The sequence below is a fragment of the Streptomyces sichuanensis genome (genome assembly GCF_020328095.1).
GTDB lineage: Bacteria > Actinomycetota > Actinomycetes > Streptomycetales > Streptomycetaceae > Streptomyces > Streptomyces cinnamoneus.
The window spans coordinates 15,808-32,513 of record NZ_JAIXMK010000018.1; the positions used below are offsets into that span (position 1 = coordinate 15,808).

14 protein-coding genes are annotated in these 16,706 nt (G+C 72.5%); 9 read left to right on the forward strand and 5 right to left on the reverse strand.

Annotation, left to right across the window (positions count from 1 at the left end):
• Positions 1-231: 231 nt before the first annotated feature.
• The 3 genes from acs to LE181_RS08705 form a co-directional block, all read right to left on the reverse strand.
• The gene (gene acs / locus LE181_RS08695) at positions 232-2,199 is read right to left on the reverse strand and encodes an acetate--CoA ligase (protein ID WP_225660617.1); all 1,968 of its coding nucleotides are present in this window, start codon (positions 2,197-2,199) and stop codon (positions 232-234) included.
• A 204-nt stretch (positions 2,200-2,403) separates the two neighbouring features.
• Positions 2,404-4,725, reverse strand: coding sequence for a SulP family inorganic anion transporter (locus LE181_RS08700; protein ID WP_225660618.1), 2,322 nt, complete (start codon positions 4,723-4,725; stop codon positions 2,404-2,406).
• A 301-nt stretch (positions 4,726-5,026) separates the two neighbouring features.
• Positions 5,027-6,019, reverse strand: coding sequence for an ATP-binding protein (locus tag LE181_RS08705; protein ID WP_225660619.1), 993 nt, complete (start codon positions 6,017-6,019; stop codon positions 5,027-5,029).
• Positions 6,020-6,120: 101 nt separating this feature from the next.
• Here LE181_RS08705 and LE181_RS08710 point away from each other — a divergent pair, with 101 nt between their 5' ends.
• Positions 6,121-6,942 carry a Fic family protein gene (locus tag LE181_RS08710; protein WP_225660620.1) on the forward strand — a complete coding sequence of 274 codons (822 nt, stop codon included), beginning with the start codon at positions 6,121-6,123 and terminating at the stop codon, positions 6,940-6,942.
• Between the two features lie 292 nt (positions 6,943-7,234).
• Here LE181_RS08710 and LE181_RS08715 read toward each other — a convergent pair whose 3' ends face one another.
• A complete protein-coding gene (locus LE181_RS08715) occupies positions 7,235-8,128 on the reverse strand; it encodes an HAD family hydrolase (protein WP_225660621.1) in 894 nt (297 codons plus the stop codon).
• A 453-nt stretch (positions 8,129-8,581) separates the two neighbouring features.
• Here LE181_RS08715 and ssd point away from each other — a divergent pair, with 453 nt between their 5' ends.
• The 7 genes from ssd (at position 8,582) to LE181_RS08750 (ending at position 13,600) form a co-directional block, all read left to right on the forward strand.
• Positions 8,582-9,691: a septum site-determining protein Ssd gene (gene ssd / locus LE181_RS08720; RefSeq protein WP_225660622.1), complete on the forward strand. Its 1,110-nt coding sequence runs from the start codon at positions 8,582-8,584 to the stop codon at positions 9,689-9,691.
• A complete protein-coding gene (locus tag LE181_RS08725) occupies positions 9,688-10,845 on the forward strand; it encodes a TadA family conjugal transfer-associated ATPase (RefSeq protein ID WP_225660623.1) in 1,158 nt (385 codons plus the stop codon). Before ssd ends, LE181_RS08725 begins: the two co-directional genes overlap by 4 nt.
• Positions 10,842-11,762 carry a type II secretion system F family protein gene (locus LE181_RS08730; protein WP_225660624.1) on the forward strand — a complete coding sequence of 307 codons (921 nt, stop codon included), beginning with the start codon at positions 10,842-10,844 and terminating at the stop codon, positions 11,760-11,762. Before LE181_RS08725 ends, LE181_RS08730 begins: the two co-directional genes overlap by 4 nt.
• Entirely contained in the window at positions 11,759-12,556 is a 798-nt protein-coding gene (locus tag LE181_RS08735; RefSeq protein ID WP_225660625.1) for a type II secretion system F family protein, read from the forward strand. Before LE181_RS08730 ends, LE181_RS08735 begins: the two co-directional genes overlap by 4 nt.
• Before the next feature lie 109 nt (positions 12,557-12,665).
• Positions 12,666-12,935 carry a DUF4244 domain-containing protein gene (locus LE181_RS32620; RefSeq protein ID WP_372458294.1) on the forward strand — a complete coding sequence of 90 codons (270 nt, stop codon included), beginning with the start codon at positions 12,666-12,668 and terminating at the stop codon, positions 12,933-12,935.
• Positions 12,922-13,266, forward strand: a complete 345-nt coding sequence (locus LE181_RS08745) for a TadE family type IV pilus minor pilin (RefSeq protein ID WP_225660627.1) — start codon at positions 12,922-12,924, stop codon at positions 13,264-13,266. The genes LE181_RS32620 and LE181_RS08745 overlap by 14 nt, the downstream gene beginning before the upstream one ends.
• A gap of 28 nt (positions 13,267-13,294) precedes the next feature.
• Positions 13,295-13,600 (forward strand): Rv3654c family TadE-like protein, encoded by a 306-nt coding sequence (locus tag LE181_RS08750; RefSeq protein ID WP_372458291.1) that lies wholly within the window; start codon positions 13,295-13,297, stop codon positions 13,598-13,600.
• 41 nt (positions 13,601-13,641) lie between these two features.
• On the opposite strand, the gene sftH is transcribed toward LE181_RS08750, so the two are convergent.
• Entirely contained in the window at positions 13,642-16,197 is a 2,556-nt protein-coding gene (gene sftH, locus LE181_RS08755; protein WP_225660629.1) for a DEAD/DEAH box helicase, read from the reverse strand.
• A 54-nt stretch (positions 16,198-16,251) separates the two neighbouring features.
• Here sftH and bldG point away from each other — a divergent pair, with 54 nt between their 5' ends.
• On the forward strand, positions 16,252-16,593 hold the full coding sequence (bldG, locus tag LE181_RS08760) for an anti-sigma factor antagonist BldG (RefSeq protein ID WP_086565946.1): 342 nt from the start codon (positions 16,252-16,254) through the stop codon (positions 16,591-16,593).
• Positions 16,594-16,706 lie beyond the last annotated feature (113 nt).

Consider the following 16,706-nt stretch of genomic DNA (forward strand, 5'->3'; position numbering starts at 1 on the left):
GACACGTGTCCTGTGTGCCGACCAGACTTCCCGGCGCGCCCTTGATTCTTGTCGCGATCTTTACGCGACAAGTACTTACTTTAGCCGGAACGGGTGAAGGGCACCTGGTGGGAGACCAGGTGCCCTTCGTGTGCGACTCGTATGCGACGCGGTCGCGGGGGTGCTCGGGGGCGCTGATGGGCGCTGTGCGCCCCCCGCTCAGCTCGTGCTTGCTTCGCCCGGTCCTCTTGTTCAGTCCTCGCCGGGGGCGGCGGGGAGCTTCGCCTGGATGAGGTCCATGACCGAGGAGTCGGTCAGCGTCGTGACGTCGCCGAGGGTGCGGTTCTCGGCCACGTCGCGCAGCAGGCGGCGCATGATCTTGCCGGAGCGGGTCTTGGGCAGCTCGGCGACCGGCAGGATGCGCTTGGGCTTGGCGATCGGGCCGAGCTGCTTGGCGACATGGGCCCGCAGCTCCTCGGTAAGGCCCTCGGCATCGGCGTCCACGCCGCTGCGCAGGATGACGAACGCGCAGATCGCCTGGGTCGTCTGCGGGTCGGTCGCGCCGACGACCGCGGCCTCGGCCACCTTGGGGTGCGAGACGAGCGCGGACTCCACCTCGGTGGTCGAGATGTTGTGGCCGGAGACGAGCATGACGTCGTCGACGCGGCCCAGCAGCCAGATGTCGCCGTCGTCGTCCTTCTTGGCGCCGTCACCGGCGAAGTAGGTGTTCTCGAAGCGGGACCAGTAGGTGTCGATGTAGCGCTGGTCGTCGCCCCAGATCGTGCGGAGCATGGACGGCCACGGCTCGGTCAGGACGAGGTAGCCGCCGGAGCCGTTGGGCACCTCGTGTCCGTCGTCGTCGACGACGGTGGCGGCGATGCCCGGGAGCGGCACCTGCGCGGAACCCGGCTTGGTCTCCGTCACCCCGGGCAGCGGGCTGATCATCATGGCGCCGGTCTCGGTCTGCCACCAGGTGTCGACGACCGGAGTGGTGTCGGCGCCGATGTGCTTGCGGTACCAGACCCAGGCTTCGGGGTTGATGGGCTCGCCGACCGAGCCCAGGATCCGCAGGCTGGACAGGTCGTACTCGGCGGGGATGTCGTCGCCCCACTTCATGCAGGCGCGGATCGCGGTGGGGGCGGTGTAGAGGATCGTGACGCCGTACTTCTGGACGATCTCCCACCAGCGGCCCTGGTGGGGGCTGTCGGGGGTGCCCTCGTAGAGGACTTCGGTGGCGCCGTTGCTCAGCGGGCCGTAGACGATGTAGGAGTGGCCGGTGACCCAGCCGACGTCGGCCGTGCACCAGAAGACGTCCGTCTCGGGCTTGAGGTCGAAGACGGCGTGGTGGGTGTACGAAGCCTGGGTGAGGTAGCCGCCGGTGGTGTGCAGGATGCCCTTCGGCTTACCCGTGGTGCCCGAGGTGTAGAGGATGAACAGCGGGTGCTCGGCGTCGAACGCCTCGGGGGTGTGCTGGTCCGGCTGGCGCTCGACCAGGTCGTGCCACCACACGTCGCGGCCCTCGGTCCAGGCGACGTCCTCCTGGCCGGTGCGGCGGACGACGAGGACGCTGCGGACGTTCTCGGTGCCGGGGCGGGTGAGGGCCTCGTCGACGGCGGGCTTGAGGGCGGAGGGCTTGCCGCGCCGGTAGCCGCCGTCGGCGGTGATCACGACGCGGGCGTCTGCGTCGTTGATGCGGGTGGCGAGGGCGTCCGCGGAGAAGCCGCCGAAGACGAGGGAGTGCGGGGCGCCGATACGGGCGCAGGCCAGCATCGAGACGACCGCTTCGGGGATCATCGGCAGGTAGATGGCGACCCGGTCGCCCGCCTGGACGCCCAGCTCGGTCAGGGCGTTGGCGGCCTTGGAGACCTCGCGCTGCAGCTCGGCGTAGGTGATCGAGCGGGTGTCGCCCGGCTCGCCCTCGAAGTGCAGGGCGACCCGGTCGCCCAGGCCGTTCTCCACGTGGCGGTCGACGCAGTTGTACGCCACGTTGAGCTTGCCGTCGGCGAACCACTTGGCGAACGGCGGGTTCGACCAGTCCAGGGTTTCGGTCGGCTCGGTCTCCCAGCTCAGGCGGCGGGCCTGCGCGGCCCAGAAGCCCAGCCGGTCAGCCTTCGCCTGCTCGTACGCGTCTGCGGTGACGTTGGCCCCCGCGGCCAGGTCGGCAGGCGGTGCGAAGCGGCGCTCCTCCTTCAGAAGGTTGGCCAGGCTTTCGTTGCTCACGACATCTCCCTTTCCCAGGGGCCTCGTTGCGTCCCGGCCATAGCTCATCAGCCCGGGGCACACCCTGACAAGGGGTGTGGGTAAAAACTGGTTTAGACCTGTGGGGAAAGAGGTTGGCCGAGGTCAGAGGGGGTGGTGCGGGCACGGCGACGCGCCGGGGACCCGGCGCAGGCGGCCCGCGCGGGCGGGTTCGGCGGTTCCCGGTCAGACGGCGTCGAGGACCCCTGGGCGGACGGCGGAGAAGGTGCGCGAGCGGCGGTCGAGGACGTATGCCTGGGCCTCGGCGACGTGGAAGTACATCCCCTGGAGGTGGAGCGAGCCCTCGGCCACCCTCCGGGCGACGCAGGCGTGGGCCATCAGGTGGTCGAGCTGCTGCAGCACGTTGACGAGCGCCAGCCGCTCGACGTCGTCCGCCACGGGGCGCTCGGCCAGCGCCACTTCGCCGCGACCCAGCCGTCCGATCCGCTGCATCCGCGCCAGGCTGGGCCGGCCGTGCCGCAGCCACCGGGTGAGCGGGGTCTGGTCGTCGGGGGTGAGACCGTGCCCCGCCGGGGAGGCGGCGAGGTCCAGCAGGGCCTGCATCGCGCCGCACCCGGAATGCCCGCATACGGTGATGCTGGAGACCTTCAGCACCTCCACCGCGTACTCGACGGCGGCCCCCACCGAATCGCAGCCGCTGCCGTGGTCCGGCGGCGGCATCAGATTGCCGACGTTGCGCACGGTGAAGAGATCGCCCGGCCCGCTGGAGGTGATCATGCTGGTGACCAGGCGGGAGTCGGCGCAGGTCAGGAAGAGCTGGCTGGGCCGCTGGCCCTCGCGGGCGAGCCGCGCCAGCTCGTCGCGGACCAGCGGGGCGGTGTTGCGCTGGAACGCGCTGACCCCGCCGAGCAACTGCCGCCCACCGCCGGCGTCGGTACGGGCGTCATCGGTGACGGGCCGGGTGCAGTGGTGATTGCGCCAGGGCGTCCAGGGGCGGCACGCATGGGTGGTGACGGGCTCGGCGAGTGGGCGGCCGTAGCGGCCCCGCAGGGTGACCCAGCCGCCGCGTGCCCGGTGCGCGGCGGACCAGGAGTGCAGTGCGTCGTACGCGGCGTGGTCCATGAACGAGCCGCCCAGCTCCACCACGGCGTTCGCCTCGTCCGGCACCTGGGCGAGGGCCCGGCTGAGGCGGGGCACGGCCAGGAACGTCAGCTGCCCGTTGACCCGCACTCGGTGACAGACCTGCTCCTCGGTGACCGTGATGCGTGTGTGGGTGAGGCGGCGCAGGGAGAGGAGCGCGGCGACCGCCACTCCCACCGCGACGCCTTGCAGCACGCCGAGCAGCACCACGGAGCCCAGCGTGGCGGCGTACATCGGGAACTCCCGGTGCCGCTGGACGTGCTTGATGTGAGCGAAGCTCACCATCCGGACGCCGACCACCATCACCAGTGCCGCCAGGGCGGCCAGCGGAATCACTTCCAGCACGGCCGTGAGCAGTCCCGCGCACACCAGCACCCATACGCCGTGCAGCACGGTCGACGTACGGGATCTGGCCCCCGCCGCGATGTTGGCCGAGCTGCGGATGGCGCCGCCGGCGATCGGCAGCCCGCCCAGCAGCCCGGAGACCACGTTCGCTGCACCCTGTCCGGCCAGCTCGCGGTTCAGCCCGGTGGGGGCGGCCGGCGGCTCGTCGGTCCGCTGGGCGCGCAGCCGCTCCATGGCGACGGCGGACAGCAGCGACTCCATGCTGGCGACGAGCGTGACCGTCAGGACGGCAGCGAAGATCCCGAGCACCGGCCCGTCGGGCAGCGCGGGCAGCGCGGGCAACTCCCAGGCGGGCAAGGAGACGCGGGGCAGCGCCATGCCCAGGCTCGCGGCGGTGGAGATGGCCACCGCTGCGAGGGGCGCCGGGAGCAGCCGGGCCCACTGCCCTGCCCGTCCGGGCAGCCGGGGCCAGCCGACCAGCGCGCCGACCGTGACGGCGCCGATCAGCAGCGCGGCAGGGTGCGGATGCAGGATCTCCGACGGCAGGGCGCCGAGATTCTCCAGCGCGGAGAGGCTCGGGCTGTCACCCAGAACGACGTGCAGCTGCCCCAGCGCGATCGTGACGCCGATGCCGCCGAGCATTCCGTGCACGATCGCGGGGCTGATCGCCAGCGCGGCCCGGGCCACACGGGCGGCGCCCAGGGCGAGTTGGGCCAGGCCCGCGAGCGCGGTGATCGCGCATGTGGCCCGCCAGCCGTAGCGCTGCACCAGCTCGGCGGTCACCACCACCAGGCCGGTGGCGGCCCCGCTGACCTGGAGCGGGGCCCCACCCAGCAGGCCGGCGACGATGCCGCCGACCGCTGCCGCCACCAGACCCGCCTGCAGCGGCGCGCCGGTGGCGAGCGCGATCCCCAGGGAGAGGGGGACGGCGATCAGGAAGACGACGAAGGATGCGGAGAGATCCCGCTGCCAGCCCCGGTGCGCGCGCCCGCCCGGCTCGGGCGGGGCGTCCTTTCCGGGAGCCGTGGGTGGTGGTTCCGTCAGGGGCGGCTGAGTGTGCATGGGCGTTCCCGTCTTCGTGACTGCGACGGCGGGGGCAACGGCAGGGTGAGGCGAGGGAAGGCAGGGCTGGGGAAGGGAAGCGATCGACGGCGAATCTCAACTCTCAGTAAATGAATCGTAATGGAGAGTAAAGGGTTGGCGAAGAGCTGGCCGGGGGCTTCCTTCGATCGAGTGAATATGTATTTTCATGCGCTTGTCGTGATTTGCCCGGCGCCGACTCAGGGGTGCCCCGGGCACGCAAACGGCGGCGCGTACAGACGCGCCGCCGCAGGGCTGGGTGTGCCGGGTGGCTCCCCGGGTGTCAGGCGGGTTGCGGTGTGGCGAGGAGCTGCTCGCCGAGCACGAACGACGGGTCGACCTGGGCCGCCAGGTCGGCGCCCGTCTTCGCGTTGCCCCAGCTTTCCGCGTTCTTGAGGTGGAAGTGCACCATCTGGCGGGTGTAGCGCTGCCAGTCCCGGGCGCCGTACGCGGCGTCCGCCGTCTCGCGCAGGGTGCGCAGCGCCTGGTGGTTGGCCTCCTCCAGCAGTTCGAAGCGGGGCGGTCGGCCCTTCTCCATGGCGCGCACCCAGTCCGAGTGCCCGACCGTGGTGAGCAGGTCGTCCCCCACCTCGGCGCGCAGGAAGTCCAGGTCATCGGCGCCCTGCACCTTGTTGCCCACCACCTTCAGGCCGACGCCGAAGTCCCGGGCGTACTCCTTGTACTGGCGGTAGACGGAGACGCCCTTGCGGGTGGGTTCGGCGATCAGGAAGGTCATGTCGAAGCGGGTGAACATCCCGGAGGCGAAGGAGTCGCTGCCCGCCGTCATGTCGACCACCACGTACTCGCCGGGGCCGTCGACGAGGTGGTTCAGGCACAGCTCCACCGCGCCGACCTTGGAGTGGTAACAGGCGACGCCGAGATCGGAGTCGGTGAACGGGCCCGTCGCCATCAGTCGGATCGTCGCCTCGTCGTCCAGTCGCACGGAGCGGGCGCACGCCTCGTAGACCGGATTGTCCTCACCGATGCGCAGCAACCGGGAGCCCTCGCCCGGCGGAGTCGTCTTGATCATGGTCTCGGCGGAGGCGATGCGGGGGTTCGTCCCCCGCAGGTAGTCCTTGATCAAGGGCAGCTGTGCACCCATCGCGGGCAATCCGGCGCTCTCCGCCTCGTCGAGCCCGAGTGCCGCCCCGAGGTGCTGATTGATGTCCGCGTCCACGGCGACGACGGGAACGGGAGAGGCGGCGAGATGGCGGATGAACAGGGAGGACAGCGTCGTCTTGCCGCTGCCGCCCTTCCCTACGAAAGCGATCTTCATGTTCACCAAGAGTAGGTGCGGGGGTGCGTTGAGTGAGAGCCGTGAGTGAAGAGGACCACTCTTTCGGGGGGTGTAGAGCTGAAGTGCGTAGTGTCGTACCCATGAGTACGACAGCCGATCCGCTTGCCGTTCTGGGTTCGCTCCCGGGCGTGGCCGACTCCGTGGACTCCGTACGCAAGGCGGTGGACCGGGTGTACGGCCACCGGGTCATGCGCCGCCGCAGCAACGAGGTCACTTCCGAGGCCGCGCTGCGCGGCGCCCGCGGCTCGGCCGCGCTCTCCGGCGCCGACTGGGCGCTGGAGGAGGTGCGCCGCCGCTCCGACTTCGGCAGCGAGGGGGAGCCGCGCACGGTGGGTGCGGCGCTGCGGCTGACCGCGGAATCCGGGCAACTGCTCAGCGTGTGGCGGCAGTCGCCCCTGCGGGTGCTGGCCCGGCTGCATCTCGTCGCCGCGGGGCGGGACCGTCCCGACGAGGCGGTGGGCCGGCCGCGGCTGCCGGGCGAGCCGGTGGTGGAGCCGCTGGTCGAGCTGCCGCTTCCGGCGGCGGACGAGGTCTCGGGGCGGCTTGAGGGCCTGGCCGGGCTCCTGATCGCGGGCAGTGACGCGCCGGCTCTGGTGACGGCGGCGGTGGTGCACGGGGAGCTGCTCGCGCTGCGCCCGTTCGGGTCGTACAACGGCCTCGTCGCCCGGGCTGCCGAGCGGATCGTGCTGGTGGGCAGCGGGCTCGACCCCAAGTCGATCTGTCCGGCGGAGGTGGGGCACGCGGAGCTGGGGCGGGCTGCCTACACGGCGGCGCTTGAGGGCTACGTCTCCGGGACACCGGAAGGCGTGGCGGCATGGATCGCGCATTGCGGCCGTGCCGTTGAGCTCGGCGTGCGAGAGAGCACGGCGGTGTGCGAGGCGCTCCAGCGCGGCGCGGCCTGACGACGTCCTGGGCGCATCGGGCGGCACGCCCGAACGGCATTGCCCCGGACAAGGGTTGCGGCGGTACCCGTACTGCTCTGGTACCGCCGCTGGCACGTCCGCCGGGTTACCATGCGTGCACGATATTTGCCCATCAGGTCGGGGACTTCGCCCGTCACCTGGTGCGGCTGGCCCGTAATCGACGGGTCGGCGTCGCGTGGGTGCCCGACTTTCATGCATCGGTCCGTGGGGCCTTGGTGCGTGAAGGGCGTCCTCCCGGATGTCCCTGGTCTCGCGGGCCGTTAAGTCCTTTCTACTCCTGTCGTGGCGGAAGCGGAAGTCCAGCCCGCAGTTCTTTGCTTTTGACTGCAAACTCGGACAATGCGGGAGTGCGGCGGCGGCCGGCGAGCCACATCAAACCGGCCGTGGCCGCTGCTGCGCCGACCGCGGCGGCCACCACCAGTGCCGATCGCGACGGCATGGGCAGCGAGGAAACGCGCTGCTTGAGCCGGACGGGCCGGCTGAAGGAAAGAATCGGCCAGTCACGGGCGACCGCCTCGCGCCGCAGGCCCCGGTCGGGGTTGACGGCGTGCGGGTGGCCGACCGCCTCCAGCATCGGGATGTCGGTGACGGAGTCGCTGTAGGCGTAGCAGCGCGCCAGGTCGTAGCCCTCGGAGGCGGCGAGCTCCCGGATGGCCTCGGCCTTGGTGGGCCCGTAGGCGTAGTACTCGATCTCTCCGGTGAAGACGCCGTCCTCTACGACCATTCGGGTGGCGACGACGCGGTCGGCGCCGAGCAGCTGCCCGATCGGTTCGACGACTTCGGCGCCCGAGGTGCTGACGATCACCACGTCGCGGCCGGCGGCGTGATGCTCCTCGACGAGCGAGGCCGCCTCGTCGTAGATGATCGGGTCGATGAGCTCGTGCAGGGTTTCGGCCACGATCTCGCGGACCTGCTGGACGTTCCAGCCCCGGCAGAGCGCGGAGAGATACTGGCGCATTCGCTCCATCTGATCGTGGTCGGCGCCGCCGGCCAGGAAGACGAACTGCGCATAGGCGGTGCGCAAGACCGCACGCCTGTTGATCAAGCCGCCTTGGTAGAAGGACTTGCTGAAGGTGAGCGTGCTCGACTTCGCAATGACCGTCTTGTCCAGATCAAAGAACGCGGCTGTCCGAGGCAAGGAGTGGTTTTCCACTCCGCCGAGCATAGGGGCACTCCATTCGGCGTAAGCTGAGGCGTGTGGGTTTGCCTGAGAAGGCTCTCGGGTACACCATGGAAGTCACGGATCGTTCGCGACCGTGTCTAACCCGGCCCGACTCCTCCCCCCCCGAGTCGGCCGTGGGGACGACCCCCGCTCTCCCCCCCCGGCGGGGGTCGTCGCATGTCCGGATGCATTTCGGGCATCACCTTCGGGTCCTCCTCCCCCTCGCGCGCCCCGGGCGGGCGCTGCACCTGACCCCTTCATACCTGTTACGCAGGGTAATCAACAGGCTGCTCTCCGGAAGTCACCGGTATAGGTGAGCGGGATATTCACATCCGTTGAGTTGTCCACAGTTTTTGACCAAGATCCACACGATTTCCCAGTTCGCTGCACGGTGATTCCCCGCGAGTTCCGCGACCTTCGCGGATGCGAGAGCGCGTAGTGAGAGGGGAGGAGACCGTGACCGGATCCCGCACATCCGATTGGCCCGCTTCCGCGGACCCACGGCAGGGCGGCCCGCTGATCGTCACGGAGGACGAAGGGCTGCTCGACGATCTGTTGCGGCTGTGTGCCGCCGCCGGAGCCGTTCCCGAAGTCATCCACGGAACACCCGCCCGCAGAGGCGGCTGGGAGAGCGCCCCGCTCGTCCTGGTGGGCGACGACTGCGCCCCGCGCATGGGTGCCGCCGCCCGCCGGGAAGGGGTGGTGCTCGTCGGCAAGGACCTCGACGACCCCGGCGTCTGGAGGCGCGCCGTGGAAATCGGGGCACGGCACGTTGCCCTGCTGCCCGACGGCGAGAGCTGGCTGGTCGACCGCATCGCCGACGCCGTCGAGGGCGTCGGCCGCCCGGCCCTCACCGTCGGCGTGATCGGTGGCCGGGGCGGTGCCGGAGCGAGCACGCTGGCCTGCGCCCTGGCCGTCGGAGCCGCCCGCGCCGGACACCGCACGATGCTCATCGACGGTGACCCGCTGGGTGGCGGACTCGACGTGATGCTGGGTGGGGAACGGGCCGGAGGGCTGCGCTGGCCCGCCTTCGCCGACTCCCGGGGCCGGGTGGCCGGCCGCGCGCTGGAGGAGGCGCTGCCCGAGCTGCACTCGCTGCGCCTGCTGAGCTGGGACAGGAGCGACTGCACGGCCGTTCCGCCCGAAGCGATGCGGGCCGTGCTGGCCGCCGCCCGCAGACGCGGCGGTGTGGTGGTCGTGGACCTGCCGCGCAGGATCGACGAAACGGCCGTCGAAGCCCTCGAACAGCTTGACGCCGGTCTCCTCGTGGTGCCTGCCGAACTGCGCGCGATCGCCGCGGCGCACCGGGTCGCCTCGATGCTCGGGCTGCTGCTGGGAGACCTGCGCGCGGTGGTGCGCGGCCCGTTCGGCCCCGGCCTGGGCGGCGAGGAGATCACCCGCCTTCTGGGGCTGCCGCTGGCCGGTGAACTCCCCCTGGAGCCGGGCCTGTCGGGCGCACTGACCGCCGGCCGGCCGCCCGGATCCGACGAGCGGGGACCGCTGGCGCGCTTCAGCGCGGAGTTCTGGGGCCGGGCCCTCGCCGATGGTGGAGGTATGCCGACATGAGCGCCACCTTGCTGGACGCGGTAAGGCTGCGGCTCGCGGAGAGCGGAGCGGACCCCACCCCTGCACGGGTCGCCGAGGCCCTGCGCCTCGAAGGGCGGCTGCTCGGCGACGCCGAAGTGCTCGGTGTCGCCGCCAGGTTGCGCTCCGAGCTCGTCGGTACCGGCCCCCTGGAGCCGCTGCTGGCGGAGCCCGACGTCACCGACGTGCTGGTCACCGCACCCGATCAGGTGTGGGTGGACCGCGGTGCCGGGCTGCAGCGCACGCGGGTGTCCTTCCCCGACGCGGCGGCCGTGCGCCGGCTCGCCCAGCGGCTCGCCGCCATCGCCGGCCGCAGACTGGACGACGCCCGGCCCTGGGTCGACGCGCGGCTGCCCGACGGCACGCGCCTGCACGCCGTGCTGCCCCCGGTGGCCGTCGGCTCCACATGCCTGTCGCTGCGCGTCGTCCGGCCCCGTGCCTTCGCGCTGGAGGAGCTGGTCGCCGCCGGAACGGTCCCGCCCGGCGGCCAGCGGCTGCTGCGGGCGGTGCTCGATGCACGACTGTCGTTCCTGATCAGTGGCGGGACCGGCTCGGGCAAGACCACCTTGTTGTCGAGCCTGCTGGGTCTCGTCGCACCGGACGAACGCATCGTGCTCGCCGAGGACTCCGCCGAGCTGCGCCCCGACCACCCCCATGTGGTGCGGCTGGAGACGCGGCCCGCCAATCAGGAGGGCACCGGACTCGTCACCCTCCGGGATCTCGTGCGGCAGGCGTTGCGCATGCGCCCGGACCGGCTGGTCGTCGGCGAGGTACGCGGACCGGAGGTCACCGACCTGCTGGCCGCTCTGAACACAGGCCACGAGGGAGGCTCGGGCACTGTGCACGCCAACGCCGCCGCGGACGTGCCGGCCCGGCTGGAAGCCCTGGGTTCCTCGGCGGGTCTCGACCGGGCCGCCTTGCACAGTCAGCTGGCGGCCGCGCTGTCGGTCGTCATCCATCTGGTGCGCGACCACAGCGGACAGCGGCGCATTGCCGAAGTGCACGTCCTGGACCGGGACGCGGCCGGCTTCGTGACGACCGTACCGGCGGCCGTAGGGGGTCCGCAGGGCTTCGAGCACGGCCCTGGATGGACACGACTGGCGGCGCTGTGCGAGCGCGGCGGAGGTCTCTCATGACCGCCCGGCTGTCCGTGCCGCCCCTCCCGCCGGCCATGACCTGGGGCGTGGCCCTGCTGCTCTGTGCCGTGGCAGTGGCCGGACTGCGTGCGCGGCCGGGACCCCAGCTGCGACGGGCTCGGCTTCTGCTGGCCGACGGAGGCCCGGTGGGCCTCGGAGGGCCCGGCGGCCCCTTCCTGCCGGACTGGGCGGGGGAGTGGGCCGAGCGGCTGCGGCGGTGGGGTCGCGCACGGCGCGAACTGATCTGTCTGCCGATCGGTTGCGGGGTGGCGCTGCTCGGGCACTCCCCGGTGCCGTTGATCGGGGCAGCAGTGGCCGTGCCGCTCGTCCGCCGGTGGCTCGCCGCCCGGCGGCGGGAGCGCGACCGGGAACGCCGTGAGACCGCCGTGATCGAGATGTGCGGCAGCGTGGCGGGAGAGTTACGGGCAGGGCGCCAGCCCTGCGAGGCCGTGGCCAGCCTGACGCAGGCGGAGCTGGGCCCGGGCTGGCCGGCCGTGCCCGCTGCCGCGAGATTCGGCGGGGACGTGCCGGCAGCGCTGCGCAAGGCCGCACTCCAGCCCGGCGCCGAGGGCCTGAACGGCGTGGCGGCCTGCTGGCACGTGGCAGTCGACGGCGGGGCGGGCCTGGCCGCAGGACTGGAAAGGGTCGCCGCGGCCCTCTCAGCCGAGCGGGACCAACGCGACGAACTGCGCGCCCAGCTGGCCGGCACGAGATCCACCGCCGTCATGCTCGCCCTGTTGCCCGTACTCGCCCTGCTGATGGGCAGTGCGCTCGGCGCGGACCCCCTGCGGGTGCTGCTGCACACTCCGGCCGGGCTGGGCTGTCTGCTCCTCGGCGGACTGCTGGAGTGCGCGGGCATCGCCTGGACGCAACGGATCGTACGGGCCGCCGAAGGTGCGGGGAGGGGGCAGGCGTGAGCGGGCAACTTGTCCACAGCCTGTGGGCGGCGGGTCTGGTGGTGGCAGCGGTGGCGTGCGTGGCGGCCAGGGGAAGCCGGTCCCGCCGGGCGAGATCGACGCGGCGCCGGATGCACACCCTCGTGGGCGGCCGCACTCCGGCAGCGAACGGCCAGGGGCTGCCGGTACGGCTACGGCGGATGGTGGCTGCCCGCGGTGGTCGCACCACGGTGGCCGTGGCGATCGGCGGCTTGCTGCTCGTCGGGATCGTCGGCGGAGCCATGGGATGCGTCGTGGGCCTCGTTGCCGCGGCTGGCGTGTGGCGATGGCGGCGGAAGGCGGAACCCGCGGGGGAGGGGGTTTCGGCGGAGGAAGTCGGCTGCCGGCTCCCGCTCGCTGCGGATCTGCTGGCTGCCTGTCTGGCTGCCGGCGCGGGCCCGCGCGAGGCGGCGGAAGCCGTCGGTGGCTCGCTCGGAGGGCCGGTGGGCGAGCGGCTGGCCCAGGCCGCGGCGGAGGTACGGCTCGGAGGCGAGCCGGCCGCGGCGTGGGGCCGGCTGGGGGCCCTCCCCGGGGCCGCCGGGACGGCTCGCTGCCTGGAGAGGGCACAGACGACCGGAGTTCCGGCGGTGGAGCCCATGACGCGGCTGGCGGCGCAGTTGCGCGCCGCGCAGGCCAGGGCGGCAGGCATACGGGCCCGGCGCGCGGGCGTCCTGGCGACGGCACCTCTCGGGCTGTGCTTCCTGCCCGCGTTCCTGACGGTGGGAGTGGCGCCGGTGGTGGTCGGCCTCGCGAGCGTTCTCCTACAGGGCAATTGACGACCGGTGCGACGACGCGCGCCCAGCGAAATCGACACAACGAGCACTGACACGGGAATGGAATGGAGGAGCAGTCATGGCAATGACGGCGTGCGCGAGGGCAACGAGGATCTGGGCCCCGGGAGGTCAGAGAGGAACAGCAGAGGCCACCTCGTGGTGGTCACGAGGACGGTCCCGCCGACGACGGGCGCACCGGTGGCCGGGCCTCAGGCATGCGGCAGCAGGCGGCGGCGATGCCGGTATGACCACGGCCGAGTACGCGGTGGGGACACTGGCGGCGTGTGCTCTGGCGGCGGTCCTCTACAAGGTCGTCACCAGCGGGGCGGTCAGCGGCGCACTGCAGCAGCTGATCGTGAGGGCCCTCCATGCGACGTTCTGACGGGGGGTTCGTGACGGCCGAGGCCGCGGTCGTCCTGCCGGTCATGGCGCTGACCAGCATGGCGCTGCTCTGGACGCTGATGGCCGGTGCCGCCCAGATCCAGTGTGTGGACGCGGCCCGGGCGGGGGCGCGCGCGGCCGCCCGGTCGGATCCGCCGGCGGCGGCCGTCGCGGCGGCCAGGTCGGCGGCCCCGCCCGGCGCCCGGGTCGGGGTGGCGCGGGAAGGGGACAGGGTCCGCGTACGCGTCGAGGCACGGGCGGCGGGCCCGGGGGCGTTGGCGGTGCGCCTGAGGGGAGAGGCGGTGGCCCTTGCGGAGGAGACGGTGGGGTGAGGCGGGCTCCGCCACGGTGTGGACGGCGGTGGCGGTCACGGCCTTCTGCGCGGTGCTCGCCGCCGTGCTGGCCATGACCCAGGCGGTGATGGCACGTCACCAAGCCGGTGGCGCGGCCGATCTGGCCGCACTGGCCGCCGCAGATCATGCCCTGCAGGGCGAGGGGCCGGCCTGTGGCCTCGGACGGAAAGTCGCCGAGGCCCAGGGAGCACACGTGGTGGGGTGCGTGGTGCAGGGGGAGATCGCGGAAGTGACAGCGGAAGCGAGGGCGGGACCGTACGCGGTCCGCGTGCGCTCCCGCGCGGGCCCCGCCGCCTACGCCCCGCCCGGCTAGGCCCCGTGCCTCGACCGCCTGCACCTCGCCCGCCCAGGCACCTACGCCCCGCCCGGCTCCCTGCCCGGTGACCCGCCCGGAGGCTCACCCGGCTCGTTGCCCGGTGACCCGCCTGGCTCCCCACCCGGTGCGCCTCCGGGCCCCCTGCCCGGGGGCTCCTCGGGCGGGGCTCCGGTGAGGAGGTGGGTGAGGAGCCGGATGGCGCCTCGCTTGTCCAGGGGGTCGTTGCCGTTGCCGCACTTGGGGGACTGGATGCAGGAAGGGCAGCCCGTGTCGCACTCGCAGGAGGCGATGGCCTCGCGGGTGGCGCCGAGCCAGCGGGCGGCGGTGTTGAAGGCCCGCTCGGCGAAGCCGGCGCCTCCGGGGTGGCCGTCGTAGACGAAGACGGTCGGCAGGAGCGTGTCGGGGTGGAGGGGGACGGAGACGCCTCCGATGTCCCAGCGGTCGCAGGTGGCGAAGAGAGGGAGCATGCCGATGGAGGCGTGTTCGGCGGCGTGCAGGGCGCCGCCGAGGGTGTCGGGATCGATGCGGGCGGCGTCGAGCTGGTCCTCGGTGACGGTCCACCACACGGCCCGGGTGCGCAGGGTGCGGGGCGGCAGCTCCAGTTTGGACTCGCCGAGCACTTCGCCGGTGATGAGTTTGCGACGGAGGAAGGAGACGACCTGGTTGGTGACCTCGACGGAGCCGAAGCACAGGCGTGCGTCCCCCCAGGGGACCTCGGTGGTGGTCTCCAGGATGGAGATCGCGGTGGTGTCCCGGGCCGTCGTGGAGTAGGGCGGATCGGCCTGTTCGACGAGCGCGACGGAGTCCTCCAGGTCGAGGTGGCGCACGAGGTAGCTGCGGCCCTGGTGGAGGTGGACGGCGCCCTCGTGGACGGTGGTGTGGGCGGCGGCCGCGTCCACGGTGCCCAGCAGCCGGCCCGTTCCCTCCTCGACGATCTGGACGGGGCGGCCGCCCCCGCCGCGGATGTCGGTGAGGTCGGCGGCGCGTTCGCGGCGGGTCCAGTGCCAGGCGGAGGCCCGGCGGCGGAGCAGCTTGCGGGCTTCGAGCTGGGAGATCACGCCCCTGGCCTCGGGGCCGAACAGCGACAGGTCGGCCTCGGTGAGCGGTAGTTCCTCGGCGGCGGCGCACAGATGGGGGGCGAGCACGTAGGGGTTGTCGGGATCGAGGACGGTGGATTCCACGGGCTGCCGGAAGAGGGCCTCGGGGTGGTGGACGAGGTAGGTGTCCAGCGGGTCGTCGCGGGCGACGAGCACGGCCAGGGCGCCCCGTCCCGTACGGCCGGCGCGGCCGGCCTGTTGCCAGAGGGAGGCGCGGGTGCCGGGGTAGCCGGAGAGGAGGACGGCGTCGAGGCCGGCGACGTCGACGCCCAGTTCGAGGGCGGAGGTGGCGGAGAGGCCCAGGAGTTCGCCGGTGTGCAGGGAGCGTTCGATGGCGCGGCGCTCCTCGGGGAGGTAGCCGCCGCGGTAGGCGGCGACGCGGGAGGGGAGGGAGCGGTCGACGGCGGCGAGGCGTTCCTGGGCGATCAGGGCGACCAGCTCGGCGCCGCGCCGGGAGCGGACGAACGCGACGGTGCGGACGCCCTGGACGGCGAGGTCGGTGAGGAGGTCGGCGGTCTCGGCGGTGGCGGTGCGGCGGACGGGCGCGCCCCGCTCGCCGTGGAGCTCGGTGAGCGGGGGTTCCCAGAGGGCGAAGACGACGTCGCCGCGCGGTGAGGCGTCCTCGGTGACCTCCGCGACCGGGACGCCCGTGAGGCGGCAGGCGGCGGTGGCCGGGTCGGAGGCGGTGGCGGAGGCGAGGAGGAAGACGGGGTCGGAGCCGTAGCGGGCGCAGACGCGCCGAAGGCGGCGCAGGACCTGGGCGACGTGGGAGCCGAAGACGCCGCGGTAGGTGTGGCACTCGTCGATGACGACGTAGCGCAGGGCGCGCAGGAAGGAGGCCCACTTGGGGTGGCCGGGCAGGATCGACAGGTGAAGCATGTCGGGGTTGGTCAGCGCGTAATTGGCGTACTGGCGCACCCACTCCCGTTCCTCCATCGGGGTGTCCCCGTCGTAGACGGCCGGGCGGATGCCCTTGCCCAGGGGCTCGGCCAGGGCGCGTACGGCGCGGCGCTGGTCGGCGGCCAGTGCCTTGGTGGGGGCGAGGTAGAGGGCGGTGGCGCCGCGGCCGTTGGGGGCCTCGGAGCCGTCCAGCAGGGTGCTCAGGACGGGGGCGAGGTAGGCGAGGGACTTGCCGGAGGCGGTGCCGGTGGCCACCACGGCCGACTCGCCGCGCAGTGCGTGTTCGGCCGTGCGCGCCTGGTGGGCCCAGGGGCGCTCGATTCCGGCGGCCCGGATGGCGTCGATCACCTCCGGGCGGATCTTCTCCGGCCAGGGGGCATGACGTCCGGGACGAGGGGGCAAGTGCTCCGTATGAGTGATGCGTGCAGCCCGGCCCGGCCCGGCGGCGAGTCGGTCGAGGATCGTCCGGGGAGAGGGGTGCACGCCCGCCTCCGGCGGGAGTTGATCGTTGGCCATCGACACCGAGTGTGTCACTGGCGTGACGGACAATGGCGCCAAGGCGTCGTGCGCGCCTGCCGGTAAGTGATTGAATGCCATCGCGGCTGCCGATCCATGGGGGGCGACCGCTCGATGCAAGGTGCTGGAGGATCCGTGGACCTGTCCCTGTCGACCGAGACCGTAGGCGACCGTACGGTTGTCCGGGTCGGTGGCGAGATTGATGTGTACACCGCGCCCAAGCTGCGTGAGCAGCTGGTCGAGCTTGTCAACGACGGCAATTACCACCTCGTCGTGGACATGGAGGGCGTCGACTTCCTCGACTCCACCGGGCTCGGCGTCCTGGTCGGCGGCCTGAAGCGTGTGCGTGCCCACGAGGGCTCGCTGCGGCTGGTCTGCAACCAGGAGCGCATTCTCAAGATTTTCCGTATCACCGGCCTGACCAAGGTGTTCCCGATCCACACCTCGGTCGAGGACGCGGTACAGGCGACCGACTGAGACGGCCGGGCGGCGGCCCGGCGGCCGGACGGAGGTCCGGGCGGCGGCCGCGGCCCGAACGGCACAGCCGGACAGCCGCACAGCCACGCCGGGGGGCCACGGGCTCCAGGGTC

Bases quoted from the DNA above. Each gene is read 5' to 3' on its own strand.
- LE181_RS08725 (WP_225660623.1), top strand. From the start codon at position 9,688: ATGAGCGCCACCTTGCTGGACGCGGTAAGGCTGCGGCTCGCGGAGAGC.
- LE181_RS08730 (WP_225660624.1), top strand. From the start codon at position 10,842: ATGACCGCCCGGCTGTCCGTGCCGCCCCTCCCGCCGGCCATGACCTGG.
- sftH (WP_225660629.1), bottom strand. From the start codon at position 16,197: ATGGCATTCAATCACTTACCGGCAGGCGCGCACGACGCCTTGGCGCCA.
- LE181_RS08745 (WP_225660627.1), top strand. From the start codon at position 12,922: ATGCGACGTTCTGACGGGGGGTTCGTGACGGCCGAGGCCGCGGTCGTC.
- LE181_RS08705 (WP_225660619.1), bottom strand. From the start codon at position 6,019: ATGAAGATCGCTTTCGTAGGGAAGGGCGGCAGCGGCAAGACGACGCTG.
- LE181_RS08710 (WP_225660620.1), top strand. From the start codon at position 6,121: ATGAGTACGACAGCCGATCCGCTTGCCGTTCTGGGTTCGCTCCCGGGC.
- LE181_RS08700 (WP_225660618.1), bottom strand. From the start codon at position 4,725: ATGCACACTCAGCCGCCCCTGACGGAACCACCACCCACGGCTCCCGGA.
- LE181_RS08715 (WP_225660621.1), bottom strand. From the start codon at position 8,128: ATGCTCGGCGGAGTGGAAAACCACTCCTTGCCTCGGACAGCCGCGTTC.